The organism is Bacillus cereus group sp. MYBK139-1 (genome assembly GCF_051916915.1).
GTDB lineage: Bacteria > Bacillota > Bacilli > Bacillales > Bacillaceae_G > Bacillus_A > Bacillus_A pacificus.
On sequence record NZ_JBQAHO010000001.1, the window covers coordinates 1,034,958 to 1,060,719 of the forward strand.

Here is a 25,762-nt window from a genome sequence, read left to right on the forward strand (position 1 = left end):
TATAGCTCATATTGATTCATCTTTCATTTATCTTACACGCTTGTAAGATTTCTAAAAAAACTGATAATAATATTATTTACAAATTAAAATTAACGCATAACTATCTTATAATAATTGTATAGTGGGAGGAAATACAATATCCTATCTTTATTATACGAAAAAGAAAAGACCGATTACTTTATCGATTTTTTCCTTCCCAAAGTTATATTTTTAACTTACGCCTTTAATTGAAATGTATTTGACTCACCATTTTAATTCTCTTTCACTTTATAATACCCTCTACAAAAAATTGAGTACTTCGGTTTCATTGCAATTAACAAAGAATTGTATATATCTGAAGCAGAAATTATTGAATTTATCCAACATACAAATAATAAAATTGATTTAATATTGCCTGATACACAAGATGATATAATGGCCGGAATGACCGATAGTACAATAATAGGTAAACTCATAAAGGTCCAAAATCTCGCTTTGGATAGAATTGCATTCGTATTTAGCCAAAAAAATACTCCACTACGGGTTAAGCTAATATCACCTTTATTATTTATAACAATAATATGTAGACATTCATGAATAATGAAGACCAAAATGCCTATGATGATAAGATAAAATATATTAAGATCAGTGAAACTTGCTCCAAAATAATTCGGAATTAGAAAAATAATGATTTGAAGTACATATACAAACTTCATATAATGTTTCCTATGCCAATTATTCTGTATAAAAGGATTCCATTCTGATAAATCCATACTTATTTGTGGTAAGTTACGAAACCAAATTATAATACGCTTTCTCCCCCTCTTTTAAACTATTTCATACTTTAAGAAATGTACTCCACTAAAACTTTACCGTTAATTTTAGTTACAAATTCTTTTTTCCTTTTATGCTTTTATTAAAGCTTAAAGTAATTCATTTACAGAATAATTCGAGTAAAAATTTAGTGTTTTCACAGACGAATACATTCGACAAAATTTTCCAAATCCCTTTTCGAATATGTTGTTTATAAAATGGTTCTTGCTTATACAACTTGATACATCTGTTTTTGGTGAAAAGCACAAAATGTAAAAAAGCTTAGAGTTTTAGCTCTAAGCTTTTTTTGCATTCTCGCTCCTTTTAAAGAGCACTATTTTTTATCCATACGGATTTACTCAATACATAATGATTATAAATTTGATTTTCTATCGTCTGTTGACTCAAATAAGTAAACCCGCATTTTTCAATAACTTTATTTGAAGGTGCGTTGTTTATTACTGCAATTGCGTTAAGAACATCTACATTTGTATTTTTAAACAAATAATTAATCAAGCTTTTTGTCGCTTTCGTCGCATAACCTTTATTATGATATTCACTTGAAACAGCATACATAATTTCTCTATTTGGTGAAGGAAGTTCGTCTTTCATACCTGTGCAGCACCATCCAACAAATTCATTAGTCGATTTCTTGAATATTCCTAGCTTTAATATATGGTCATCTATGTTATTCGTAGTTCTTACAGCATCAAGGAACGCTTTGTTTGCAGGTGTTTCATAATTTGCAATCCAAACAATTCGTTGTTCTTTCGTTGATTTCCAGTCCGGTAAAAATTTTTCTATCTCCGGTTGATTTGCTATTTGATAAATACTCTCTGCATCATTGACCGTAAACTCTTGTAGGTATAGATCTCCACAATCTATTCTAAATAACTTAGTCAAACTCTCTTCTCCCATGTTAATCCCCCTTACTTACATTAAAGTTCCTTAATCTGCTTTGTAAGTTCCTTAAATCGTTCATCCAGTGCTTTATATTCTTTATCTTTAGAAGTTAAAAAGCTTAATTTCCCTAATACTTCTTGTCTTTCTGTTTCTAACGTTAAACGTAGCTCTTCAATTTCATCTCTAGTTTTCGTAGGTTCTTCAAGTTGCTTTTGTATCGTATTGTTTACAAACACAAGTTTTGTGTTTGTTGTTTTCTCCAGAAAATATCGATCATGAGAAACAATAACGAGTGTTCCCTTATACTCAGCTAATGTATTTTCGAGCTGTTCACGTGAAGGCAAATCCAGATGATTCGTTGGTTCATCTAAAATAAGTACATCTTTTTCATCTAAAATATAAGCCATTAGCTTACATTTTACTCGTTCTCCCATACTCATATATCGTATCGGCTCTGTCCATTGAGAAGATTCAAATCCTAAATGTTTCATTAAATTTTGGACTTTTCCTCTTTCTTCAAATGTCTCTTTATAAAATAAATCTTCTGGTGTTTTATCAAGTGGTAAATCAAATACTTCTTGTGTTAAATATCCAATGTTTGCTGATGGTGAAACCCATATTTCTCCTTGAGCAGTTTCCGCTCCCATAATCATCTTCAATAATGTTGTTTTCCCGCTACCGTTTGGGCCAACAATCGCAACCTTCTCACCATGCTGAATTGTAAAATTAACGTTTTCAAATAATGTTCGATTATTAAATTCTTTCCGCAATTGTTTTACTTCTAAAAAACGTTTCCCTACTTTTTTACTCGCTTGAATAGAAAATTCAACTGAATACTCCTCTTTCACACGTTCTACCTTCGTTTTCTCTAGCTCTTTTTCGAGACGCTTTCGTTTTGACTTCACTTGTGCATCCATGCGCTTCGCTTTTACACGATAAAATTCTTTAACTCCTTCTTGTTTTGTAGACTGTGCATGTGCCTTTTGTGACCATGAACTTAATTCTTTTATATGAGTTTCTACTTGTTCTATCTTTTTTTGTTGTTTTTCATATTCACGCTGCTGCGTCATTCTTTTATGCTCACGTGCTTTCATATAACTCGTATAATTCCCGCTATGATCAATTAATTTCTTATCCTCAATTGACCATATTCTAGTCGCGACAACATCTAAAAAATATCGATCATGCGATACGACGATAACTGTACCTTTCATATTTTTTATTTGTTTAATAAGAAATTCCGTACTCATCTCATCTAGATGATTTGTCGGTTCGTCTAATATTAAGACATTAGGATTTTCAGCAAATCCTTTTGCTAATCGAACTTTTAGCTTTTCACCACCACTTAAAGTATGAAAATCATTCGTTGGCACACCCCATTTCGCAAGAAGTTCCGCCTCTTTTGCAATTATATCCTTACTAACGAAAGATTCTTTTTCTTGTTCAACATATGCTGTTGTCATATTCATTTGCATCCATTCAACAGTACCTTTTGATGGTTCAATCTTCCCATTTATTAATTGAAGTAACGTTGATTTACCAGCCCCATTTTTGCCGATTAATCCGATAACATCCCCTTGTCTTACTGTCACATTCATTTTCTCTAACAAAGTATTTTCCTTTATTTCAACATAAACATCATTTAATTTTAATAATTCTTTCATAATACCGATCCCTTTCATTAAGGGAGAATAAAAAAATCCTCCCAAATAAATTTGGCAGGATTAGTCGTTAAAATATTTATACCCAAATAAGCTATTGCGCAACATAAATAGCAATACCGTTGTATGGAAATTGGGCAGACTAATCCTATTTTTTAGAAATTGAAATATATTGAATTTCAACATTTAAAAATAAGATTAGTTAATCATCGTCCACCCATCATTCCTTTCCGTCGTTAATAACCATATTGTACCATACTAGTACTGTATGAGTAAATGTAATTATATGTGCCGTTAAAAAGATTGCTTTCTTTTAGATTTATTTATCATTCCTTAACTTCATGTTGAATAAGCACAAATTACATTGATTGTAATACGTCCTTTAGATTTCCCCAGTAATAAATTTTATATAAAAACAAGATCTTATTCGTTATCCAATAACCACTTATTGTTTTTCGATAAATTTTTATTGATTATTCCCTTGTAATAAGCTATTATATCTTTACAGAAAATATTAATGTAAGGATTGAATTTATGGACAGGACATTAGAAATCACAAAGTTAAATATGTTTATAAGGATTTTTATCCTCCCGATTATAGTAGGGATACTTGTTGGTATACTAACGAAATTGGGGCAAGGTATACTTCCGGGACATTGGAATTCATTAGCTAACCTAGGAAGCGTTTGGTTAGTTCCATCCTTTTTTGTGGCTAGCTTTAGTTATTCTAAGCGTACAGCTATACTTTCTGGTATCCTTGCACTACTCGGTATGGTACTAGGCTACTATGGTTATGCAATAATATTTAAAAATGTATCTCATTCTATTTATTTTATTTCTGTATGGATAACATGTGCATTCATTGGAGGAACTATCTTTGGAATTGCAGGTTTTCTATGGAAAGATACTACAAATCCACTTCATAAATTAGGAAGTGCACTTATTGGTGGAGTTTTTGTAACGGATGGACTTCACATTCTTTTAAATTTTGAAGACTATAATCACATGTTACCTGTTGGATATACCGAAGTCATAGTCGGGATTATCTTGATTCTTGTATTAGAACGCTCTAATGCTAATCGAATTTCTTCTTTCTTAATGATGGTTCCTATCACTATTTTAGGATTAATTGGATATAAATTATTAAGTTTGTTTACTTAATTACAATACTGTATCATGAAAAAACAAAAGACTAATTCTATTATAGTCCACAAAATATATCAAGAATTTGATCATTATACTTATTAATGTTGATACACTTATTCATAGGCTGGATTCATGAAGCTATCTCTTTCAAAGGGATAGCTTTTTTCTTACAAAAACTATTCATCAACTTTTATTAAATACTTCTAATTTAACAATCGTATTTATTAGCGTGGCATTATGTATACTAAGATGACCTTTTACCATTCCATATAATCGCCATAAAGTTAAACTTTAACCAGTGGGGGTTTTCTTTATCACCCACTAATTATTATCCCTCATCAATCGGACTTTAATGAGCAATCCGCCCCCATTAAAACGAGATAAAATAAGGCTAAAAAACTTATTTCCAAAGTTCTTTAGCCTAGATCACTCATTTATACATTATAAAATTTAATTCGTACAACCGTACCTTTACCAACTTCTGAATGTATTTCTACACTATGTCCTAATTGCTTCGTAATTTCACATACGAGATATAGCCCCATTCCAGTTGATTCTTTAAAATCTCTACCATTTTCTCCTGTAAAGAAAGGTTTAAACACTCTTGGTAAATCTTGCTTCGGTATTCCTACACCATTATCGGCAATTTCAAGTATAACATTATTACCTTCCTTACAAGCTCTTACTCTAATCTTCTCTCTACTACCAGATGAATATTTAATCGCATTTGATAGTATTTGTCCAATTAAAAATTGTAACCATTTCGCATCACTTTCTACTGTAATGTCCTTATCAATTTTAAGCTCTGGATATACAAAATTTCGGATAAAGAAGCGTTTATGTTCATGCACAGAATCATTCACTATTTTATGTAATTGTACTCTTTCCACATAAAAATCTTGTGTAAATGCTTCTAAACGTGCGACATACAGTGCCATCTCTAATCCCTTTTTCAGCCTATCTGTTTCCTCATTTATACTTTCAAAACGTGGATCCACTTCATCCTGTGTAATTAATTCTATTACAGATAAAGGTGTTTTCATTTGATGAATCCACTGATTCATAAAAGTTAAATGATCATTATTTTTTCTCTCTTGTATCTGGAGTTGATTTTGATAATGGCGATATTGTACCTCAAGCAAGTCTTGAAGAGCAGCAGATATAGCTGCAAAATCAGATTTTTGAACCGATTCATCTAAAGATTGCATCGGGTTTGCTAAACGTTCATAAAAAGAACGATGTGTATAGTAACGAAATAGTAAATAGCCTACCATAAAAAAGGCACCTAAAAACATTGCATACAATGCCGTCGCAATACGGTTATGTCCATCAAACCAATATACGAGGAATATGGCTAGTAGTTGGATTGCTGTAAAGCAAATAAGTGGTATATGATCACGTATAAACAGCCTTATCATTTTTCCATACCAGTATCCCAAGTAATATGCAATCTATATCCAACACTACGAATTGTTTCAATCGCATTCTCAATATGTAACGTTTTTAACTTTTTTCGAACACGTGTCGTATTTACACTCAATGTATTATCATCAACATAGGATTCACTATCCCATAATTTATTTAATAACACTTCTCTACTCACAACACGCGGATAATTTTTCATTAACATTTCTAATAAAATAGCTTCATTTCTCGTTACATCAATTTCTTGATTCTTAAGCTTCAATACAAGCCTTTCAGGATATAAACAAAGACCCTGTTGCTCAACCATCCGTTCTTCTACTTTCGGTGCATAATCTCCGTAAGCACGCCTTAAATGACTTCGAATTTTAGCCATTACAACTTCGTAATGGAATGGCTTTGAAATGAAATCATCGCCACCGTTTTCTAGCGCCATGACTTGATCCATCGTACCTTCACGAGCTGAAATAAATAATATCGGACATGTAGAAACTCCACGAATTTGACGACACCAATAGTACCCATCAAAACTCGGTAAATTAATATCCAATAAAACTAACTCTGGTTGTTCTTCTAAAAAAATATTTAATACATTATGAAAATCCGATACAATAATTCCTTCATACCCATATTTCGCAACGTGTGTTGATAATAGTTCTGCAATTTTCATATCGTCTTCTACAATCATAATTTTAACCATGTGTTTACTCCTTTTTCGACCCACAATCTTATATTCAATTATATAAAATAAATACTACCTTTTTTTATATAATCCGTAAATCAAAAAAGATACTTTTATACAAAATCAGCTTTCTTCTATCATTTCTTATTTAATATAGAATTCACTTATAGTAAACCCCAATTTCTCCACATAATTCATCCCTAATTCCATTCGAGCAGTCTTCAGCGGATCAACCACTTGACAAACTTTTAAATTGCCGGCAGCCGATAATAAAAGTGTTGCATCAGCTTTAGACATTTCTAATTCTTCATGTAAAAATGTCACCATATTACGTACAGCACGATTCGCTGCATCATCTAGCAATTTTTCTGAAGCAATCGTCATTACTTTTTCTTTTTGAATAGCCATTGGTAGTAGCCATTTTTTCCCTTTTATAATTTGGACTGTTACGGTTACCTCACCAGCAACCTCTACTCCACTAACCCCAATTTCACCATCGCCCATCGCTGCGTGTAAATCACCTAATGCTAATAGAGCACCAGGAACATTTACAGGTAATAATAATGTTGTCCCTTCTTTTATCTCTTTACAGTCCATATTCCCGCCGTGATCATGTGGTGTGCCACATGAAATGCTCGCTTCTTTCGGCGCTGTTCCAATTACACCGATCATTGGATTAATCGGGATTTGTAGTTCATTTGAAAACAAAACATGTTCATTATGTATTGAGACGATTTTCACTGTAATTTCATGTAGCTCTTCACCCATTACGCCAAGATTCACCCCTGTAGTTAAAACACCTTGCTCTGCAATTTTTATTTTTTCAATCGTAACAACTAATATATCACCAGGTTCTGCTCCATTAATATATACTGGACCAGTCGCTGGATTAATCCGATTCCAATCTAATTCTTGAAACACAACATCTTCAGAATTAATTTGATTTTCAAAGCAATCATATGTTTCAAATATAAGGCGACTCCCAATTTCTACTTCCATACATGGTTGATTTTCTGGTGACATTGCGTAAATGATATGGTCTTTCTGAATTCGATGCATATTATCTCTCCTCTTTATATTAGTCTACAATTACTAATTAGCTTTTTTCATAAAAGCTCCTTTTAATAATTAATGAATTTACATATAGAAAAGCACTTAGCTTATTTTCATACATACACTCTTTACTATGACAGGTAAAGAAAGTTGGTATCACTATGCCCCTTATTCCATATAACGAAAGCGATGTTGATTTACTAGCTCGTTTAATGCGTGCTGAAGCTGAAGGCGAAGGTCGACAAGGTGAACAACTTGTTGGCTGCGTAGTAGTAAATCGTGTATTTTGTGATTGCTTAGATTTTAAACAACTCCGTACCGTACGTGACGCTGTATATCAAAGCCCTGGTGGATTCGAAGCAGTGCAATACGGATATTTTTATCAACGCGCTCGTGATTCAGAAAAAGAAATCGCACGAAAAGTTTTACAAGGTGAATGGCGCTGGCCAGCAAGATGGGCTCTTTGGTATTTCCGTCCAGTTGGAGCTTGTCCACCCCAATGGTATAATCAGCCGTTTGTAGGGCAGTTTAAAAGTCATTGTTTTTATGAACCTAGTGGTGATGAATGTCCGAAAATGTATTCACGTTAGTAAAATTTGCAACGCAAGTACTTAGCTGAGTACTTGCGTTGCCTTTATTTTTTAGAAATCTAATAATTCGATAAATTTTTCGATACCTACAACATGTATTAATAACGGTATTCGAGGGCCACTGGACTGATTCATAATGAGCTTATATATAATAATAAATAATTGTTTTTGATTTTCTTTCATTATTTTTTTATTTTCATGATGACAAAGCGCGTACAATTGTTCCATTAAGTTAGAGTAATCTTTGTTAGAACGAAGTATGTTGCAGACTTCTACTAACCATTCTTTCTGTCTTTCATCTAATGTGTTGTAAAACTCTATATTTCTCTCTTGATTTACCGCCATTAATTTTTCAGATTGAAAGTTTCTAACCCAATACTCTGCACGTTTACTTATCGCTACCATATCCTCTAATGCATAATTCCTATCTATTTTGTCTAATATACCTTGTAAAACAGATGAATCAAAATTTAATAACGGTAACGTTCCTGCTACTTGATTAAATTTCGGATATTCTTACAATTCGCTATCTACTCTAGAAAGTTTAATTGCATCAAATAAATCTTCATTTTTGAGCGTTTTATTTTTATAACGATCTTTTGATCGTTCATACTCTGTATAATTGCGAATCACATCTTCATCAAGACCGATATGAAAAGCTGCGTCTGGCCTATATTTTGCAAACATAAATAGAATCACTTCGGGCAAATACACTTTTAGCAACTCGCTAGGTGTAATACTATTCCCTGAAGAACTAGACATTTTTTCATGATTCCCTTTAATACCAATGAAATCGTAAGCAACGTAATGAGGCGCTTCACGATTGAATATTTTTCTCGCAATTTCTTTTGATACATTATAACTACCCGTTTCTGATGAATGATCTCTTCCGCCCGGTTCAAAAACAACATCCTCTATCATCCATCTCATCGGCCAATCGATTTTCCAATTCAATTTCATATTATTTGTGTTTAGTATAGATAATTCATTTTGATTTCCACATTCACATTCATACCGAACTGTTTTTAATACTTCATCAAAATGCGTAATCGCTGTTGTATCTCTCCCGCATTTCTCGCAATATAACGTAACTGGATAAAAGCTCTCTCGCTCTTCTTCACTACATTCCCCAGTTTTATAATCCATTAAAATACCATATATTTCTTTTCTTTTATACAAAGCCTCTAATATGCTTTTGTTATACCTTCCGCTCCTGTATTCATCATGTTGATAAATAAATTCTACTTCAATTCCAAATGCTTGAAGAGATTCCTCAAACTCTTTTTCAAAATGATCAGCATATGAATTATGACATCCATACTGATCTGGTATATTACAGTATGGCATACCGATATACTTTATAAAAGATGGATCAATATTTTTAGGAACTTTTCTAAACCTGTCGTAATCATCCCATGAAAATATAAAACGCGCTTTTTTCCCTAAATCTTGAAGTGCCCTTACAACAAAATAAGTCGTTACGATTTCACGAAAGTTTCCAATATGAACAGAACCTGATGGACTAATTCCAGATGCGCAAATAAAAGTTTCTTTGTTTGGATGTTTTCTAATTAATTCATTTGCTACTTCATACGCCCAATGCATATACTACTCACCTCAATTATATTTTTGTTCTCACATTTTCATTTTTTTGCAATAAAAAAACTCCCACCCCCAAGATTATTCATCTTGAGGACGAGAGTTATTAGCTTCGCGGTACCACCTCAGTTTGTTAATATGTCGCCATATTAACCTCTTCAGGTACGGCAAAATAGCTTATACCCTATCTCTATAACGGGAGAACCCGTCGCACCATCCTTAAATAAATTAGTTCCTTGCGCAGCTCCAAGTCTTTTTTCGTTAAGATGTATACCGCTCTTTCTCAGCTACCAGAGCTCTCTGTATGTATCTTTTCTTAACTACTCTTCTCTTCCATGCCATTTTAAATATTAGTTTTTTCATATGATAATTTATAACACTATTATTGTCAAACTTTTCCGAAACAAAATTATATAATTATCTAAAAAAATTCTTTATCGCTTCTAATTGAATTTTGTGACTACACTCATCACAGCAATATACCCCTTTTGGTTTCTCTTTAAATCGCTTATATTTTTCACTACCTTCATAAACACGAAATATATTTTTACAAGAAAAGCAAACAATCTCATAAAACATCATATGCATTTTCCTCTCCATGTTTATACAATTTTTAATCACTCGAGAAAATCACTTTTCCATAGTACAAATCTTAATATCTTCTGATTAAAAGGTTTACCTCTATTTTTATCGAATTATATAAATATCTTATAAAGCGAGGTGAACATCTTGGACAGTACTATAGAATTAGTTTTAGATGCGAAAGCAAGTTTAGCAGAAGGACCATGCTGGGATGAAAAAAAGCAACTTTTATACTGGGTTAATATTGTAGAGAAACAATTATGCATATTTAGTCCTACCGCTAATACAAACCGAGTAATTGCTCTCAATCAACAAATTGGCTGTGTTGTTCCATATTTAGATGACGTACTACTCCTAGCTATGGAAAATGGCTTTTATTCTATTAATATAAAAACAGAAAAACTGACACATATTTTTGACCCTGAACCACATTTATTTGATAATCGTTTTAACGATGGAAAATGCGATCCAGCAGGACGTTTTTGGGCAGGTACTACAGATACATACGGTATTAATGCTGCAGGTTCCTTGTATTGTTTAAATAATAGTTTAAAGGTAGAGAAAAAAGTTTCACATGTAAATACATCAAATGGCATAGCTTGGTCACCTGACCATACATACCTTTACTATATTGATACACCTACTAAAAAAGTAGTTCGTTTTCATTATGATATAAGTACTGGAGAAATTTGCAATCCAAACGATGTAATCATGTTCTCTGAGAATGAAGGTTTACCTGATGGTATGACAATTGATGAAGAAGGTTGTTTATGGATTGCGCATTGGGGAGGCTCAAAGATTACTAGATGGAATCCTTTAACTGGCAAACAAATATTGAGTATTCCAATTCCAGCGTTATATGTAACGTCGTGTACATTTGGAGGGCCTAATTTAACAGATTTATATGTTACAACAGCCAGAACAAGAATGACGGATGACGAATTAAAGAAATATCCACATGCTGGTGGTATTTTTCGAATCCAAACAAATGTTAAAGGCTGCCCCACTTATTCATTTTGTAATAAAAATATTGGAGCTGAAACAATATGAACCGTATCGATTACATAAGAGAAGAAGAAAAGAAATATCATGACCTTTGTTATGAACAATACAAACTATTTGAAACTGGTTCTTGGCTTTACAAACCGGTTAAAACAGTTATGGATTTGATGGATTATTTTGAAGGAAAAAACAACTTGCAAGTACTTGATCTCGGCTCTGGTGTTGGAAGAAATAGTATTCCAATTGCCCAAAAGATTCAAAATGCTAGTGGTACTGTTACGTGTGTGGATTTACTTCATTCCGCTTTAACAAAATTACAAACTTATAGTAAAGAATATGGTGTAATTAATAATATTAAAACAGAACAAGCAGCAATTGAAAACTATTACATCCAACCTAATACTTATGATTATATCGTTGCAGTATCCAGTTTAGAGCATGTTCAATCAGAAGAAGATTTAAAAAACGTGCTCCATTCTATAAAAAAAGGTACAAAGATTGGTGGTATCAATTGTTTAATTATTAATTCAAACATACAAGAAATCGACTTACATACGAATGAAGAATTAGATGCTTTAATTGAAATTAACCTTCCTACTGAAGATATGATATATCTATTAGAAAGTATTTATAAGGAATGGAAAGAAATTAAAGTTGAAATAAAAGAATTAGTCTATGATATTGTTCGCGATGAAAGGCATATTCAATTAAAAACAAATGCTATTACGTTTGTTGTTCAGAAATAATCGTATAATTAAGATGTGACTCTTTCCTTCTAATTTATTTTTATTGAATGAGATTTTTACCTTTTAATATTTATTAAACAAAAAATAAAAGAGCACTTGTTTCCGCAAGTGCTCTTTTGGGGATTTTGAGATACCCTATTAACGAAAGTTACGGTTACTTAAAGTTAATAGGTATTTCTATTATATGCTTGTCCTTTTTATTTGTGCATAATCAATATATAAACATATTTAATCATTCTTAATAACTTTTAGTTATAGTTCTTTCTTACATTTTATCGTTAAAAAGTTGATTGAAGGTTTATTTGCCATGTTCTTATTTGGTTCATCAATTTCCGAAACTTGTACTAATCCATATTGATTAAAATCTTTTTTTATAGATTCAGAATCATAGAAGAACATTTTTACGCCTTCCATTATCTCATAATAATCTTTATCCAACTGTTTTCCTTTTCCGTACATTGGAGCTTTTTTAGAAACAGTTGTAAAAACCATATATCCGCCTGGTTTTAACAGAATATAACAATCTTCAATAAATTTCTCTCTTTCCTGTTCATTCAACAAATGAAGAAGTGCATGACTAAATATCCCATCATACAGTTTATTATCAAAAGGCATTTCGTTTACTGAACCGTGATATATACTAATATCTTCTAATCCGTTTTGTTTCGCTAAATCAATAGCTGTTTTTGAAATTTCAATTCCTGTTACATTTATATCATTATCGATAAACACTTTTGCGTTTCTACCATATCCAATACCCGGAACTAATATGTTCTTAACGTTCTTTTCTAGAAAAAAATCTTTTGCCAAAATTGCAGATTCTGTAGGTTCAAACCCCCACATTGTTTGCTTCTCAATAAAGCTTGATTCCCAAAATTCCATTATGTTTCTATCTCCTTGTTCTAATCCTATTTTTAGTATCACATTAAAAACTTATAAATTTTAGTGCTGCAGTTACCTATGACCTATGCCAAATTAATTTTTTTACCACATTCACTATAGGTTCATTGAATATAGCATAATAATAAGCCTATATCTAATTTTAAGATTGGCTTATTATTTACCCTATATTAGTGTGTAAAAAATAGAAAAACCAATACTTCCGTTGTAGTATTGGTTTTTCTTAAGATAAATTATCTTTTTATATTGTACTGATCTATTACTTTTTCTAACATTTCTAAAGTTATCGGTTGAGCTTTCTCTATTAATTGGTAACCAATACGTCCATTCGGTTCAGCTGTAACTTGCTGTAAACTCTTTAAATCATGAATCCCTTTTTCTCTTAATTGCATATATAGTTGTTGTTCCGACATTTTCGCCTTCATCAAATTCTCTTTTACAATCTCTCCATTTTCTACTACTATAATGCTACTGCCATTTAGGAATTGTTCCATCTTCTTTGATTTCAATTCAAAGAAATGAATGATAAGAAGGACGCCTGCAAATATTACAGCTGCAAATATAGATGGGCCTACTTTCCTACTTAATACAGGCTCCACAATAATACGTGCAATTGATACTACTATAATAATTTCAGCTCTTGTCATTTGGCTAACAGATTTACTACCTGTCATTTTTAATGCAATAATCCCAGTCAGAATTAAAATAATACTTTCAAAAATCATATTCATAATAGCCCAATCCTTTAATGGTGAATGTTACTAGCATTCCCATTTCATATAGCATTCTAAATGTATTTTAATTAAATTTTTTTGTAAAAATCAAACTTACATATACTGAAAAAGAACCTATTTTAATCAACCTTTTTTCAATAAGGATTTGATGGTCCATCTTCCATTGTCAAAAAAGAAAAAGCACCCGAATGGATGCATATAGATTAAACTTATTCATTATTACTTTCTTCACTTTCATCATCAACTGATTTGGAGTCTAACATGCTGCCTATATCAGGTGGTAAAGCTAACTCTATACCAGCTACTGGTTGATTATCTTCATTAAACCATTGTTTTTTAAATTTAATCAATTCTTCATTTTTCTTTTTTCCATCCATATTACCCCGCCTTTTATGTACATGATATTAAACACTTTACTTAATATGTACACTGAGAAAGATAATATACTATTTGTACATAATGAAAGAGCAAAAACCATTCTCTGTTTTCACAACCCGTTGTACCTATTAAAGAATCCCCGTACATGTTACTCCGCGCTCTGCTATCATATTAGTGTCTAAACATATGTGGGCTATGTGACAAGTACCAGGTCATTTTGTTCATTATTCATATGAGACAAATACTTTTAAAGGGGTAATTATTCCTTGACTTAATTCCTCAAAACATTGAATGAGTCCTGTATGTTGTATTTCATGTTGAAAAATCTCTTCTATCCATGGTGTTTGTTCTATTTGACTAAAAAACCAATCTGCATGTTGTTGATAATTATATCCGTCACTTGAACCAATGATCCGCAGTTCTTTCTCATAAAAATTAGCGATTAATGTTAGTTCCTCTAAATTCCCATCAGAAAGTATACATATTTCACTATTACTGTTAAGTGCTTTTTGCAATGTATGAAATCCGATATTTGTAGCAGAACATTCGAAACCGTAATTATATGTTTCTATTATTTGTTCTTCTGATTCATATATGTTTTTCGCACCAAAATTCTTTGCAAAATCTCTTCTATTTTTATTAGGTTCAACAACATCTACATGCTTAACACCTACATAGTATTTTAAAAAATAACAAGCGAGTAAACCAATAACTCCCATTCCAGTTATAAGTACTTTTTCATCCTGTCGCATATTTAGTTTTAATACTCCTTTAGCAGCATCACACGAAAGAATAGATAATAAAGCAACTTTAGGTTTTATTGAATTAGGAACTCGAATCACTTTATGCCCCTTAACTATTCCTATCGTTTCATGTCCATAAAAAGAAACTACTTTATCACCTACTTTTAAATTTGTTATTTTATTCCCAACTCGAACAACCTCACCATAACTTTCATATCCAGTTTTTCTTGGATAAAAATGGTTCGTATCTGTAACATCGGATCCTTTATACTGCGGTAACTCTGCTCCAATGCTTATTGCACCTGCAATTGTTTTAACGATAATTTCATCATCCTGTATAGACTTTACTCTACACGTTTTCCACTTAAGGTATTTTGGTCCTTCTAAAACTAATTTATTTTGTTCCATTTATAACCCTCTCATTTTATAAAAATATATTCTCACTAAATTTCAAACAATGTATAATAGATTCATCAAAAATTTAAGCTATAACGTTGGCTAGCACCCAACAGTGATAATATGATAATTGAATTTGATGGATATGGTATAAATGAGTATGTAGCTGGGCAATGCGTTTCAATTACGAAATTAAAGAGGATGTATTTGAATGTAAAACATGAGGGGATTTCTAACGGTGGTGTCATTGATTTGTTTTGTGTTCGACATAATTATGAATGTCTTCCCCGCTCTTTTTGTAAAGACATTATAAGTGATATTGTAATCGATCTAGATACCGACTATATTTATTTACCTAATCTATAAGCCTATCTTTGTCCTTTGCCTTTATTTACCGTACATTTCTGCCCAGCACCTAATAAACAATTAACCATAAATTAACTATTCTGATAACATTTTAAGAAAAGTTGTTGCCGCCCAAATGAAATACGCAAGTTGCGTCATGATATACATCGTAATTTCAAAACCTGTAAGCTTTCTTTCCCTTTTTATTTTCTTTAAATATCTATAAAAACAAAATGAACATAGAAGTAATAAAACAATAGACATTTGATATAGATTTTCCACTAAAAGAACTGCCATTTATTTCATCACCTTTCCAATAAAAAAGTATATAGTTCAAGCATATCATGTTAATGGAATTAACTACCATAATTTTCGAATTAAATAATCTTCCTAAGTAAAAGAAGTCACTTTTTTTTAATGTTTCAATACAATATTATGTAATTAACTACGCTCTATATAATATTAGATTACTTTTTCTTTTACTGTACATGCTTAGGAGGAAGTTTTACATGCAATTGATTCATAACATAAAAAAAGCGTTTCATAACTTATGTGACTACGATACGGCAAATCTAATATCCGCTATTCAATCATTAAATATTACACTTCATAAAATATCTCCTTTTATTACTTCACCACTTAACCTTGAATACGGAAGAAATGTTATCTATAAGTCTGAATTTGTGGAGATTTTAGTATTAAATTTCCCTAGCAAAGCAAAGACTCTTATTCATGATCACGGAATATCTATAGGATGTATATTAATAGTCAATGGTACGCTACAAAATATTACGTACGAAAAAAATAGCGAACGGATTGAAGAGTTTACAGAGGGAAATATTTTCACCGTAAAAAAAGATACTGTGCATAAAATGTATAATGCTACAGATTCAACAGCAATAACATTCCATGTATATTCACCACCATTAAAAGATGTACAAATATATGAGTAGTCTTTAAAAGGAGGAAATATGCAAAATTTAAAGGATCACTATATAAAGAGCTTACAAGATGGTCGAAATGTTTGGCTGTATGGAAAAAAAGTAGATGTAACTACAGACAACAATTTTGCGGGGACACTATGTACCATTTCTAATTTATTTTCGTTATTTGATGATCCCAAACAGAGAGATTCTATTGGATATGTGAGCCCAAAAACGAAAGACTTTGTTCATAAATCATTTTTAGTTCCGAATTCCTATAATGAATTATTAATGAGAAGAACTGCATTTGAAACATGGAGTTATGCTACAGACGGTGTAATGAGTAGACTATCTGATTACGCAAGATCGAGACTTACTGGCTGGTACGTATCAAGAGATTTTTATAAAAAGTTCGATGCACAGTTTCCAGATAAAATCGCATCTTATTACGAAAAAGCTAGGGATAATCACTTGTTTTTAAGTGTGGTCCAACGTGATCCACAAATAAATCGCTCAACAGAATCAATGTTAAATGCAAATGACTTAGAGTTGCTAAGAGTTACAAAGGAAACTTCTGATGGAATTTATTTAAGTGGTGCGAAAATGATAGGAACTGCTTCTCCTTATTCAAATGATTTATTAATCTACCCATTAACAAAACTGACTGACGCCCAAAAAGATTTAGCTCACTTTCTTATCGTGGCAGCCAATTCTCCAGGATTACATATGGTTTGTAGAGAACCATATGCAAATACAACTTCAAGCACAGTTGATTCCCCTATTAGCTCACAGTACGATGAAATGGATGCACTATTAATCTTTGATAATGTATTTGTCCCCTGGGAACGTGTTTTACTTTATAATAATCCAGAAGCAATATGGGCTATAAAATCCGATACGGCTTCTAGTAGTTTAGCTTATCATCAAGCTATAGTACGACTACTAATAAAGCTAGAATTTATAACTGCGATTGCTTTTGAAATTGCTGAAGCAATTGGAGCTCATACTTATTTGCATGTTCAAGAAAAACTTGGAGAATTAATTATGCAAATCGAAACAATTCGCGCACTTTTAATTGCTGCAGAAGTTGAAGGTAGTACAAATGAAACAAAAACTTATTTACCAAACTTTAAATATATCGAAACTGCAAGGAATCTTGGTTCTAAATATTATCCCCGCGCAATAGAAATTTTACAATTAATTGGAGCAGGTGGCTTCATTCAACTTCCTTCAAGCTCGATTGATTTCCAGAGTCCAATAGCTGATTTATTAAAAAAGCACTTTAAAGGAACAAATATAGATGCCGAACAACGCACAAAATTATTTAAGTTAGCCTGGGATATTATTGGAAGCCCATTAGGATCAAGACACGAATTATACGAAAGATTTTACGCGGGAGATCCAATACGAAATACAGCTACACAATATGTAAATTATGATAAAAATCACTTTAAAAAGATGCTAAGTAAATATTTATGATGAAAAAGAGCACCCTTTGCTAAGAGTGCTCTTAAAAAATATATAATTATCCAGTTACATATATAGTTGCTCCGACCACAACTGCTACTTTTTCCGTAATGGTTTCATCTTATTCACCTTTATGTTTCTACTTAAGCTTTATAACTTTTGGTATATGATGCTTCCTATCATATTTCCTCGTATAGATCTCTCCATCTGGAGTAACGAATTGTAAAACAATCTCACCACATACCCCATCTAGTATTTCAAATTCACCTTCTGCATTTGAAATATTGCGTTCCTTACCTTTAATAGAACCTTCGTCAACTACCCCCACTGAGATAAAACCTTTCAGTGGGGGCTTGAGTTCGAACACTAGGTCTTTTCGTCTATCGCTAGACAGTTTGACGCTCTAGCATTCATGCTACCTTATGGTAACACCCCAAGTCTGTTTTTGGTTGGTACTGACAACGAACGATTGTTTTCCCACTTGCACCACCCTTTCGAAAAAGAGCGGTTCTCCCTTATGGAAGAAGCCACCACTCAGATGACTCCGGCGTGTGCTACAAGCCCCGACAAGCCGCGTACACATGGATGGTTGACGCACCCACTAAGCTATGCGTGAGGCAATAGCCTTACGTTTTTGCACTTCTAATAGAATCTGCGTTTTCACTTTCAGATTTTCATCCAGTTCTACAACTCCTGATTTTTTCAATATATTCAGCGCACCATTAATATCAGCATGGATACATGTTCCTGCTTTACTTTGATACAGACCACGCGTAATTCGTTTGCCACTAAAGCGATACTGTGTCTTATCATCCTTAGACCAAACTGGAACCGGATCCTTATCAAGAAAACTAGCTTTTGAAGTATAGCTTTCTTCTTGTTTGAAAAATCGGATGCCTTCTTTTACACATTTATTCTCAATCGCTGCAATCAATTTTTGAAATGGGATTTGAACAAACTTTTGATTATTCTTTTTCCCCATATGAGATTTCTGTTTCCAACCAGCGTTATACCCTACGACAACCGTATCTATATCGAATTCTTTCACTTTTTTGAACAATAGGCCTAGCGCTTGTGCAATGTAACCGTTTATTTGTCTTTCTCGTTTATGCCAAAGTGCAGCGATTTTATTCGTTACAATACGTTTTGAAATTCCATTGTCCATATTTTTCTGTTGGAGGTTACATATTATTTTGTTGAAGTATTGATTTATGGATTTTAGTTTTTTTCCATCAATTAAGAAGGCATCACCTGTATTGGTTACGCAACTTAACAATCTGTCTACACCTAAATCGCAACTCAAAGCGTTACTCGTGGTCGTGGATGGTTTCTTCATTTGAGAAACGTTCATTTCATATGTGTAATGCACCTCAAAGAACCGACCTTTTTGCTTCGGTACAATCTCAATGTAGGAGATGTTTTTATTTCTTAAGTTTTTTGGCATACGTATTTTAATGGAACCGAATTTTTTTCTGAATGCAACATTCATCGGAATCATCCAATACCCGTTCTCATCCACTTTTGGCACTTGATAGATTTCAATGATTCGCTTGTCAGTGGAACGAGAATAATTCGGAAACTTCGGACGACCTGTGAACTTCTCAGGATTTTTCTTCCACTGTTCCAATGCCTTAAAAAAGCTCTTCACTTCTGTAAATAAGGCTCTACGAATCGCTTGAACAGAATTTGATTGAACGCCCCAATAATTCGTATCGGCTTGCATGGCAGTGTCCACTTCTTTTACAGTAGCCATTTTATTATCGTTCAAATAGCTTTGTTTCATCGTGTACAATCCAACATTCCTCAATGCCTTTGAACTGTGTGACATGCGTTGTAGTAAGCGGAATTCTTTTGCAGTCAGACAAGCTCGTCCGATATTCTGTTTCTGCGTGAATCGTTGCATGTTTTCTCTTTTCTTTTGTTTCCGTAATACTTTCACTGCTTTCTTTCTAGTCATTGTTTTCACCACCTTTCTTAGAGGGAGTATTAAAATTATTTTTGACAAATTAATATGTAGAAAGAAATGGAACAAGTAGCGGAATGAGAATCATTATCTAATTTCGTTGTCTTACAATCTATTTCCTCTTTATCTACATGATATCGTAAGAAAAAAAGAAACAAACATTCGCCCTCAAATATTATTATGAGCGAAACAAAAGAGTTCAGCCTACCTGCTGACGGCAATTCATCTCCACCTGAATTGTTGGGTTTCACCCGTAACACAAATCAGATGGAGTTTTCTTGCCGAAAAGGATAAATTTTCACATTAAATATAGGTTCATTATTTTGACCTATGATAATACCTCTTGAATACTTACCAACCGCAATGCATTGATCATCTTTTTTATAATAATTAGTCACAACTATAGCTCCAATTATTGCAGTGATACACACAAACAAGAGAATCATTTTGCGTCTCACAACAAACCTCCTAATTCAATTTATTCTTTTTTAAATTGAAAATTTAGACGTTCCACTTGTTTGATTTCCTCCACCACTTTACGAATTCCTTCCTCAACCCTATCTTCCTTTACATTCGATACGTTTAACTTTAATAGTCTTTGTTTCGGAAAACCTCTCACATAATTTTTATCAATCGAATCAATACTGATTTGTATTTCACTTAGTCTTTGTATCAACATGTCCGAAATACTTGTTTTATGTACTTCTAAACAAGTATGGATTCCAATTGTATTTTGCTTTTTATATGTGAATAAAAGCGGGTTTTCACTATGCATTCTTTCTAATGCTTCTGCTAGTTTTTTAGATCTATTATTATAGGAAGATTTAATTTTATTTTTATGGCGTTCGAACATGCCACTCTTTATATAAATTTCTAAAGCAGCTTGGGATATCATTGGGCTATCGATATCTAAAATCTTTTTATATGTATGGAAAGCACTCGAAATAACCGGTGGAATAACTGCTACACCAATTCGTAAACCTGGAAAAATAATTTTCGAATAACTTTTCAAATATATAACATGATTACTATGATCCAAGCTATATAAAGGATCGGCTTTTGAATCCGTTTCTAAATCTGCTAAATAATCATCTTCTACTATAAATACATTATATTTCTTAGCCAATAGTACTATTTTTTCTTTCTCATCTTTAGAATAAGAGGTTCCAAGTGGATGATGATATCTCGGTATTGTATAAAAGAATTTTATTTTACCAGTTCGAAAAATACGCTCCAATTCATTTAAATCAATACCTTCATTCGTACGTTTAATACCGATTACAGGGACTTTATTTATTTCTAGATATTCTATATATAAATGATACGTTGGCTGTTCAACTAATATTGTTTCATTTTCATTTGGAAATGGTATAGAAGTTAATATTGCAAGTGCCTGCTGCACACCTGATGTTATAAAAATATTGTCTTCTTTCGTGAACACTTGATAATTTGCCAACTGTTTTTGAATGACTGGAATTAAAGATGGTAACCCTTTCGGTGTTCCGTATACGAACAAATCATTTTTATAAGTATCAATTGCCTTATTCATACAATGCTGAAAATCTAAATATGGGAAAACATCTGGATCTGGTGCTGAAGAAGCGAAATCAATTATCTCGTTATTTTCTATGGTACTCCTAGATTTCTTAACAACGTAGTAACCACTTTGAGGGACAGAATATATAATATGACGCTTTTCTAATTCATGAAGTGCACGTATAACTGTCGCCTTATTACATTCATATTGTGTAACAAGCGATCGTATAGACGGTAATTTCTTTCCTTCTTTTATTTCTCCATGTTCAATCATGTTTTCTATATCATTAAAAATACGTAAATACTTATACATTTTACACCTCCTTCAGCAATTTTATATTTAATTACATCGATTTTTCATCCATATAGCATTCATTCCTCAATTAGTTAATTTTTCGATTATCTATATCGTAAATCCCAATAGCATATGAATCATTTTCAATCCATTTCTTTACTGCTTCTGTTTTAAGTACACCTTCAACTTCTTTTTCTATTTTCTGTCCAAGTTCTCTCGCCCCTACTTCATCATCGCTAATCTTAGTTTTTATATCTATGGTAACAGGTTGATTCTTTTTATAATTTATTTGCTGAATCCCAAACCCTTCATATCCATTTTTTCTGAATACGTCATCAAATATCTGTCCAAAAACTAACTCCCATCTATGTTCTGCATTTACAATCTCCTTGTTTCTTTGAGATATATTTACTTTATAAGACATAATGCCTTGAATTTGCAATCTTTTATCAATTTCTTTTTTTATTTCGTTAACATTTTCGCTATCAGCAATCTCTAAATCTACTATTCTTTCCTTTTCATCCCATATAGCAGCACTAAAAAAAGATTCCTCCTTGACTGTCGCTGTAGCAATATCCATAACTATAGAATCTTCACTTTTGGATTCTTCCATTTCAGACTCACAAGCACACAATAAAGCAATTGAAAATAAAAATACAATCAACTTCTTTCCTCTTTTCATTGCACTTCCCTCCGTAAATTTTCATTTACGATAAACTTTTACTTTCACATATAAATACCTTCTATAATTTTAAAATTTAACATTATTTCACATTTTCTCCTCTTAAAAAGGAAATTACAATTAATAAATAGAATATCTTCATGAATAAATAAAAAGTGAGGGATATATAATGCAACGTGTAAATACGATTGATATTAGTAATGTACTACAATTGGAAAAAACGCTTTCGACTTTATTAAATAAAATGATTTCTTCAAAACTAGACCTTGAAAATTGGTTAAAAGAGCAGTCAAAAGTGATTTGGGAAATCGAAGAACAATTAAGATCACATTATATCGCCTTTCAATGTAATACGGATGATGAAGAAATAAAAGATACTTTTGAACATGATCAACAATTTGTAAAGCCACTTTTAAAGCGGTACCAAAATTTATTGGATAATAAATATTTAGAGTCACCATTTCGAATGGAATTAGATTCTAACGTATATGGTTTATTGGATGCAAAAATAAAAAATGCTCAAAAGTTATTTTGTGAGGAAAATATCGAATTAGAAATAAAAGAAGACAAATTAATCACAGAGTACTTTGAAATCACAGGAGGATTAATTGGAATTTGGGACGGAGAAGAAAAAACGATAACAGAATTACAATCCTATTTACAAGATTCGAATCGTGACACCCGTAAAAAGGCAAAAACCATTATTTCTGAACAATTTTTATCTGTTGAAAAAGAACTCCAAAACATATTAAATCAATTAATTGAAATTCGCCATCAAAAAGCAAACAATACTCAACTAGAGAATTATCGTGATTATATGTTCAAGAAATACGAGCGTTTTGATTATTCAGCAAAAGATTGCTATGAACTAGCTGAATCCATACGTAAGTATGTTGTGCCTCTTAAAGATAAAATATTACTAGAGAAAAAAGAGAAACTACAAGTGAATACGCTTCGCCCGTGGGATGTATCAGCTGTAACTCCAGATCAAAAGATCCTTAAACCCATTGCAAATGAAAATGATTTAATTGAAAAGAGCACTCATATCTTTAATAAACTAGATGCTGAATTTTCAACACTATTAAACCGAATGTATAAACACGATTGTCTTAATTTAACAAGCCGCAAAGGAAAAGCAGCTGGAGGCTTTTGTGAGTACTTACCAGCTTCACAATTATCATTTATTTTTATGAACTTAAATTATACACAAGATGATATTATCACTTTTATACATGAAATGGGTCATAGTATTCATAACGAACTCATAAAATCATTAAAATTACGACAGTATATAGAAATTCCAGCTGAAACAGCTGAACTAGCCAGTATGACAATGGAGTTATTCTCGCTTAATTATTGGGATACCTTCTATACAGACAAAAAAGATTTAAAACAAGCAAAAATTAACTTCTTTAAAGATGTTATTTCATATTTACCTATTATGCTTATTGTCGATCAATTTCAACACTGGCTGTATGAAAATCCAAGTCATACTTCTGAAGAAAGAAATGAAAAATACTTACAACTTCAAAAACATTATCAGTCTAGCGTCATACATATTGATGGCTACGAAAACTGGATAGCAACGAGTTGGTTACCTGTACTCCATATTTTTGAAGTACCATTTTATTATATTGAATATGCGATCGCCCAACTGGGTGCATTACAAATGTATAAACAATATAAAGAGGATCCAAAGCAAGCACTAGAAAATTATAAAAAGGCATTATCACTAGGAAGCTCGCAATCTATAAAAGAAGTGTATGAAGCAGCTGGAATTCGTTTTGATTTTTCTGGCGAAACAATTAAAGAATTAATGGCATTTGTAGAAAAAGAATTAGAATTACTTGAGCAATTATAAGAAGAAAACTACACCTATATTTTAGGTGTAGTTTTCTTCTTTATTTTATTAATCAATTCTATGTACTGAGTATCTCCATATCCAATTGTTGGAAAAACTTGAAACAACTTCGTTAATAATTCTTGAGTTGATTCGTCTTTATTTTTAAAGATAAATTTCATTACAGCATTGTCTTCTTTTAGCATTTCTAAATATAAATCTATAGACTGATACATTATTGTCATTAATTCAATAGATGGTTTTTTATAATTCACCAACACTTCTTTATATACATAATGATAGTTACCTAACTTCATTTCAGTTTGACTTACTTTAAATTCATCTTCTCTGAAGCTATTTAAGTATACCTTCCCCTCATAACGAGAATGTTCAAGGTATGAAAGTATTGTAAGTAAGTTCATTTGACAAAACATATCTTCACCAAACCATAAAACAATACATTTGTACTCTTTCGTAAAAAGTTTCTTTAATGGATCTATAACCTTTTTTGTGTAACTTTCTACTGAACTGTTATGTCCTGTTGCCCTTGTCTTAATAAATTCTTCATCAAAAACTCGTGTAGTAACTCGGTTTACGCACATCACTTCATTAAATGGGGCATAATCAGAATCACCCATTAGCTTTTTATTTTTAAATTCTTCATACATAACTTGACCATTTAATATGTTAAGTACCTCTTTATCAAATAGCTCACTCTTCCTATTTCGTAACTGTTCAACCTCTATTTTTCTAGAATTATTCATAGTAAACACCCCTTCTTTATTTAAGTTGAGTTTAACAAATGATTGAATAGGCATTTTGTTAAGTTGGTATTCTCTTGGATTTATTCCTAAAACATTTTTAAAAGCTCTACTATAAGCTTCTTGGGAAGAGTAATCGTAATCCAATGCGATTTCAATTATTTTCCTACCATTCTTTAAATCTTCTGTAGATAAATATAATCTTCTAAGAAGAATATAGCGTCTAATACTGAAACCTGTTACTTGATGAAACTTAAAAGAGCAATAATAAGGAGAATACCCCATGTAACGAGATAATTCATCTAATGAAAATCCTTTTTTCAAATTGCGCTCAATCCAATCAATCATCTGCTGTATATGTTCATTCATTTCCTTCACTCCTTATAAAAAGTATAAGAGAAATGCGTTTCATTCTTTTGATATTTCTTGTGTTTAATAACATGAGCCATTCTGTAAGTGTATTAATTTTATATTTGTTATCTATCTTATTTTGACATACCTTCTATTCATTTTTCAATTTAGTGTTCATTCGTATGCTGGTAAGATCTAACTAATTATTAAAGGTCGATTTACATCATATTTCATTTTAAAGGATTTCAAAAATGAAATATGATGTAAAAT

Annotated in this window: 24 protein-coding genes, 3 pseudogenes and 1 other annotated feature; of the genes and pseudogenes, 8 read left to right on the forward strand and 19 right to left on the reverse strand. The window is 31.9% G+C overall.

Annotated elements, in window-relative coordinates:
• Positions 1 to 251: 251 nt before the first annotated feature.
• The 3 genes from ACTFRS_RS05325 to abc-f form a co-directional block, all read right to left on the reverse strand.
• On the reverse strand, positions 252 to 752 hold the full coding sequence (locus ACTFRS_RS05325) for a DUF3267 domain-containing protein (RefSeq protein WP_439194715.1): 501 nt from the start codon (positions 750 to 752) through the stop codon (positions 252 to 254).
• A 364-nt stretch (positions 753 to 1,116) separates the two neighbouring features.
• Positions 1,117 to 1,710, reverse strand: coding sequence for a GNAT family N-acetyltransferase (locus ACTFRS_RS05330; protein WP_139869039.1), 594 nt, complete (start codon positions 1,708 to 1,710; stop codon positions 1,117 to 1,119).
• Positions 1,711 to 1,730: 20 nt separating this feature from the next.
• Complete coding sequence (gene abc-f / locus ACTFRS_RS05335) at positions 1,731 to 3,359, reverse strand: ribosomal protection-like ABC-F family protein (protein WP_440024029.1); 1,629 nt, start codon at positions 3,357 to 3,359, stop codon at positions 1,731 to 1,733.
• 531 nt (positions 3,360 to 3,890) lie between these two features.
• Here abc-f and ACTFRS_RS05340 point away from each other — a divergent pair.
• Positions 3,891 to 4,517 carry a DUF6518 family protein gene (locus ACTFRS_RS05340; protein ID WP_000376246.1) on the forward strand — a complete coding sequence of 209 codons (627 nt, stop codon included), beginning with the start codon at positions 3,891 to 3,893 and terminating at the stop codon, positions 4,515 to 4,517.
• Positions 4,518 to 4,936: 419 nt separating this feature from the next.
• On the opposite strand, the gene ACTFRS_RS05345 is transcribed toward ACTFRS_RS05340, so the two are convergent.
• The 3 genes from ACTFRS_RS05345 to ACTFRS_RS05355 form a co-directional block, all read right to left on the reverse strand.
• Complete coding sequence (locus ACTFRS_RS05345; RefSeq protein ID WP_139869185.1) at positions 4,937 to 5,920, reverse strand: sensor histidine kinase; 984 nt, start codon at positions 5,918 to 5,920, stop codon at positions 4,937 to 4,939.
• Entirely contained in the window at positions 5,917 to 6,624 is a 708-nt protein-coding gene (locus tag ACTFRS_RS05350; protein ID WP_087953671.1) for a response regulator transcription factor, read from the reverse strand. The genes ACTFRS_RS05345 and ACTFRS_RS05350 overlap by 4 nt, the downstream gene beginning before the upstream one ends.
• Positions 6,625 to 6,750: 126 nt before the next feature.
• Positions 6,751 to 7,665, reverse strand: coding sequence for an acetamidase/formamidase family protein (locus tag ACTFRS_RS05355; RefSeq protein ID WP_440024027.1), 915 nt, complete (start codon positions 7,663 to 7,665; stop codon positions 6,751 to 6,753).
• Positions 7,666 to 7,820: 155 nt separating this feature from the next.
• Here ACTFRS_RS05355 and ACTFRS_RS05360 point away from each other — a divergent pair, with 155 nt between their 5' ends.
• Positions 7,821 to 8,249, forward strand: coding sequence for a cell wall hydrolase (locus tag ACTFRS_RS05360; RefSeq protein WP_242294043.1), 429 nt, complete (start codon positions 7,821 to 7,823; stop codon positions 8,247 to 8,249).
• 51 nt (positions 8,250 to 8,300) lie between these two features.
• Here ACTFRS_RS05360 and lysS read toward each other — a convergent pair.
• A pseudogene (gene lysS, locus ACTFRS_RS05365) lies at positions 8,301 to 9,854 on the reverse strand (lysine--tRNA ligase).
• Between the two features lie 83 nt (positions 9,855 to 9,937).
• Positions 9,938 to 10,193 (reverse strand) — a binding site (T-box leader).
• Between the two features lie 72 nt (positions 10,194 to 10,265).
• Positions 10,266 to 10,436 carry a DUF2197 domain-containing protein gene (locus tag ACTFRS_RS05370; RefSeq protein ID WP_000551046.1) on the reverse strand — a complete coding sequence of 57 codons (171 nt, stop codon included), beginning with the start codon at positions 10,434 to 10,436 and terminating at the stop codon, positions 10,266 to 10,268.
• Between the two features lie 141 nt (positions 10,437 to 10,577).
• Between ACTFRS_RS05370 and ACTFRS_RS05375 the strand changes: the two genes are divergently transcribed.
• On the forward strand, positions 10,578 to 11,480 hold the full coding sequence (locus tag ACTFRS_RS05375; protein WP_431084600.1) for an SMP-30/gluconolactonase/LRE family protein: 903 nt from the start codon (positions 10,578 to 10,580) through the stop codon (positions 11,478 to 11,480).
• Complete coding sequence (locus tag ACTFRS_RS05380) at positions 11,477 to 12,178, forward strand: class I SAM-dependent methyltransferase (protein WP_139869044.1); 702 nt, start codon at positions 11,477 to 11,479, stop codon at positions 12,176 to 12,178. Before ACTFRS_RS05375 ends, ACTFRS_RS05380 begins: the two co-directional genes overlap by 4 nt.
• A gap of 252 nt (positions 12,179 to 12,430) precedes the next feature.
• Here ACTFRS_RS05380 and ACTFRS_RS05385 read toward each other — a convergent pair whose 3' ends face one another.
• The 4 genes from ACTFRS_RS05385 to ACTFRS_RS05400 form a co-directional block, all read right to left on the reverse strand.
• Positions 12,431 to 13,060, reverse strand: a complete 630-nt coding sequence (locus ACTFRS_RS05385; RefSeq protein WP_242294046.1) for a class I SAM-dependent methyltransferase — start codon at positions 13,058 to 13,060, stop codon at positions 12,431 to 12,433.
• A gap of 251 nt (positions 13,061 to 13,311) precedes the next feature.
• A complete protein-coding gene (locus ACTFRS_RS05390; protein WP_001055958.1) occupies positions 13,312 to 13,809 on the reverse strand; it encodes a DUF421 domain-containing protein in 498 nt (165 codons plus the stop codon).
• 212 nt (positions 13,810 to 14,021) lie between these two features.
• Positions 14,022 to 14,189, reverse strand: coding sequence for a hypothetical protein (locus ACTFRS_RS05395; RefSeq protein WP_087953679.1), 168 nt, complete (start codon positions 14,187 to 14,189; stop codon positions 14,022 to 14,024).
• A 225-nt stretch (positions 14,190 to 14,414) separates the two neighbouring features.
• Positions 14,415 to 15,341 (reverse strand): alcohol dehydrogenase catalytic domain-containing protein, encoded by a 927-nt coding sequence (locus ACTFRS_RS05400; RefSeq protein ID WP_242294047.1) that lies wholly within the window; start codon positions 15,339 to 15,341, stop codon positions 14,415 to 14,417.
• A 111-nt stretch (positions 15,342 to 15,452) separates the two neighbouring features.
• Between ACTFRS_RS05400 and ACTFRS_RS05405 the strand changes: the two genes are divergently transcribed.
• Positions 15,453 to 15,695 (forward strand): hypothetical protein, encoded by a 243-nt coding sequence (locus ACTFRS_RS05405; protein WP_049111239.1) that lies wholly within the window; start codon positions 15,453 to 15,455, stop codon positions 15,693 to 15,695.
• Between the two features lie 75 nt (positions 15,696 to 15,770).
• Here ACTFRS_RS05405 and ACTFRS_RS05410 read toward each other — a convergent pair whose 3' ends face one another.
• A complete protein-coding gene (locus ACTFRS_RS05410; RefSeq protein ID WP_048554549.1) occupies positions 15,771 to 15,971 on the reverse strand; it encodes a hypothetical protein in 201 nt (66 codons plus the stop codon).
• A gap of 212 nt (positions 15,972 to 16,183) precedes the next feature.
• Here ACTFRS_RS05410 and ACTFRS_RS05415 point away from each other — a divergent pair, with 212 nt between their 5' ends.
• Positions 16,184 to 16,627 (forward strand): cysteine dioxygenase, encoded by a 444-nt coding sequence (locus tag ACTFRS_RS05415; protein ID WP_001176000.1) that lies wholly within the window; start codon positions 16,184 to 16,186, stop codon positions 16,625 to 16,627.
• Positions 16,628 to 16,645: 18 nt separating this feature from the next.
• Positions 16,646 to 18,076: a 4-hydroxyphenylacetate 3-hydroxylase family protein gene (locus ACTFRS_RS05420; protein WP_440024023.1), complete on the forward strand. Its 1,431-nt coding sequence runs from the start codon at positions 16,646 to 16,648 to the stop codon at positions 18,074 to 18,076.
• Between the two features lie 127 nt (positions 18,077 to 18,203).
• Here the strand turns inward: ACTFRS_RS05420 and ACTFRS_RS05425 are convergent.
• The 5 genes and pseudogenes from ACTFRS_RS05425 to ACTFRS_RS05445 all read right to left on the reverse strand — a co-directional run.
• Positions 18,204 to 18,377: pseudogene (locus tag ACTFRS_RS05425) on the reverse strand (carboxypeptidase regulatory-like domain-containing protein); the annotation flags it as partial.
• Positions 18,378 to 18,665: 288 nt separating this feature from the next.
• Positions 18,666 to 20,021 carry a transposase gene (locus tag ACTFRS_RS05430; RefSeq protein WP_318160697.1) on the reverse strand — a complete coding sequence of 452 codons (1,356 nt, stop codon included), beginning with the start codon at positions 20,019 to 20,021 and terminating at the stop codon, positions 18,666 to 18,668.
• Positions 20,022 to 20,317: 296 nt separating this feature from the next.
• Positions 20,318 to 20,485 (reverse strand): annotated as a pseudogene (locus ACTFRS_RS05435) (carboxypeptidase regulatory-like domain-containing protein); the annotation flags it as partial.
• A gap of 20 nt (positions 20,486 to 20,505) precedes the next feature.
• Positions 20,506 to 21,876 carry a PLP-dependent aminotransferase family protein gene (locus ACTFRS_RS05440; RefSeq protein ID WP_440024021.1) on the reverse strand — a complete coding sequence of 457 codons (1,371 nt, stop codon included), beginning with the start codon at positions 21,874 to 21,876 and terminating at the stop codon, positions 20,506 to 20,508.
• A 70-nt stretch (positions 21,877 to 21,946) separates the two neighbouring features.
• Positions 21,947 to 22,540 (reverse strand): DUF4030 domain-containing protein, encoded by a 594-nt coding sequence (locus tag ACTFRS_RS05445; protein WP_242294051.1) that lies wholly within the window; start codon positions 22,538 to 22,540, stop codon positions 21,947 to 21,949.
• Positions 22,541 to 22,709: 169 nt separating this feature from the next.
• On the opposite strand from ACTFRS_RS05445, the gene ACTFRS_RS05450 reads away from it, so the two are divergent.
• The gene (locus ACTFRS_RS05450; protein ID WP_242294052.1) at positions 22,710 to 24,401 is read left to right on the forward strand and encodes a M3 family oligoendopeptidase; all 1,692 of its coding nucleotides are present in this window, start codon (positions 22,710 to 22,712) and stop codon (positions 24,399 to 24,401) included.
• Positions 24,402 to 24,415: 14 nt separating this feature from the next.
• On the opposite strand, the gene ACTFRS_RS05455 is transcribed toward ACTFRS_RS05450, so the two are convergent.
• Positions 24,416 to 25,510: a helix-turn-helix domain-containing protein gene (locus ACTFRS_RS05455; protein ID WP_440024019.1), complete on the reverse strand. Its 1,095-nt coding sequence runs from the start codon at positions 25,508 to 25,510 to the stop codon at positions 24,416 to 24,418.
• Positions 25,511 to 25,762 lie beyond the last annotated feature (252 nt).

What these genes read in the sequence shown, in the direction of transcription:
- ACTFRS_RS05395 (WP_087953679.1), bottom strand. Translation starts at nt 14,189, where the DNA reads ATGGATGGAAAAAAGAAAAATGAAGAATTGATTAAATTTAAAAAACAA.
- ACTFRS_RS05385 (WP_242294046.1), bottom strand. Translation starts at nt 13,060, where the DNA reads ATGGAATTTTGGGAATCAAGCTTTATTGAGAAGCAAACAATGTGGGGG.
- ACTFRS_RS05450 (WP_242294052.1), top strand. Translation starts at nt 22,710, where the DNA reads ATGCAACGTGTAAATACGATTGATATTAGTAATGTACTACAATTGGAA.
- ACTFRS_RS05415 (WP_001176000.1), top strand. Translation starts at nt 16,184, where the DNA reads ATGCAATTGATTCATAACATAAAAAAAGCGTTTCATAACTTATGTGAC.
- ACTFRS_RS05355 (WP_440024027.1), bottom strand. Translation starts at nt 7,665, where the DNA reads ATGCATCGAATTCAGAAAGACCATATCATTTACGCAATGTCACCAGAA.
- ACTFRS_RS05390 (WP_001055958.1), bottom strand. Translation starts at nt 13,809, where the DNA reads ATGAATATGATTTTTGAAAGTATTATTTTAATTCTGACTGGGATTATT.
- ACTFRS_RS05345 (WP_139869185.1), bottom strand. Translation starts at nt 5,920, where the DNA reads ATGATAAGGCTGTTTATACGTGATCATATACCACTTATTTGCTTTACA.
- ACTFRS_RS05440 (WP_440024021.1), bottom strand. Translation starts at nt 21,876, where the DNA reads ATGTATAAGTATTTACGTATTTTTAATGATATAGAAAACATGATTGAA.
- ACTFRS_RS05405 (WP_049111239.1), top strand. Translation starts at nt 15,453, where the DNA reads ATGATAATTGAATTTGATGGATATGGTATAAATGAGTATGTAGCTGGG.
- ACTFRS_RS05420 (WP_440024023.1), top strand. Translation starts at nt 16,646, where the DNA reads ATGCAAAATTTAAAGGATCACTATATAAAGAGCTTACAAGATGGTCGA.
- ACTFRS_RS05380 (WP_139869044.1), top strand. Translation starts at nt 11,477, where the DNA reads ATGAACCGTATCGATTACATAAGAGAAGAAGAAAAGAAATATCATGAC.
- ACTFRS_RS05360 (WP_242294043.1), top strand. Translation starts at nt 7,821, where the DNA reads ATGCCCCTTATTCCATATAACGAAAGCGATGTTGATTTACTAGCTCGT.
- ACTFRS_RS05350 (WP_087953671.1), bottom strand. Translation starts at nt 6,624, where the DNA reads ATGGTTAAAATTATGATTGTAGAAGACGATATGAAAATTGCAGAACTA.
- ACTFRS_RS05455 (WP_440024019.1), bottom strand. Translation starts at nt 25,510, where the DNA reads ATGAATGAACATATACAGCAGATGATTGATTGGATTGAGCGCAATTTG.
- ACTFRS_RS05370 (WP_000551046.1), bottom strand. Translation starts at nt 10,436, where the DNA reads ATGCATATGATGTTTTATGAGATTGTTTGCTTTTCTTGTAAAAATATA.
- ACTFRS_RS05340 (WP_000376246.1), top strand. Translation starts at nt 3,891, where the DNA reads ATGGACAGGACATTAGAAATCACAAAGTTAAATATGTTTATAAGGATT.
- ACTFRS_RS05325 (WP_439194715.1), bottom strand. Translation starts at nt 752, where the DNA reads ATGGATTTATCAGAATGGAATCCTTTTATACAGAATAATTGGCATAGG.
- abc-f (WP_440024029.1), bottom strand. Translation starts at nt 3,359, where the DNA reads ATGAAAGAATTATTAAAATTAAATGATGTTTATGTTGAAATAAAGGAA.
- ACTFRS_RS05330 (WP_139869039.1), bottom strand. Translation starts at nt 1,710, where the DNA reads ATGGGAGAAGAGAGTTTGACTAAGTTATTTAGAATAGATTGTGGAGAT.
- ACTFRS_RS05430 (WP_318160697.1), bottom strand. Translation starts at nt 20,021, where the DNA reads ATGACTAGAAAGAAAGCAGTGAAAGTATTACGGAAACAAAAGAAAAGA.
- ACTFRS_RS05445 (WP_242294051.1), bottom strand. Translation starts at nt 22,540, where the DNA reads ATGAAAAGAGGAAAGAAGTTGATTGTATTTTTATTTTCAATTGCTTTA.
- ACTFRS_RS05410 (WP_048554549.1), bottom strand. Translation starts at nt 15,971, where the DNA reads ATGGCAGTTCTTTTAGTGGAAAATCTATATCAAATGTCTATTGTTTTA.
- ACTFRS_RS05400 (WP_242294047.1), bottom strand. Translation starts at nt 15,341, where the DNA reads ATGGAACAAAATAAATTAGTTTTAGAAGGACCAAAATACCTTAAGTGG.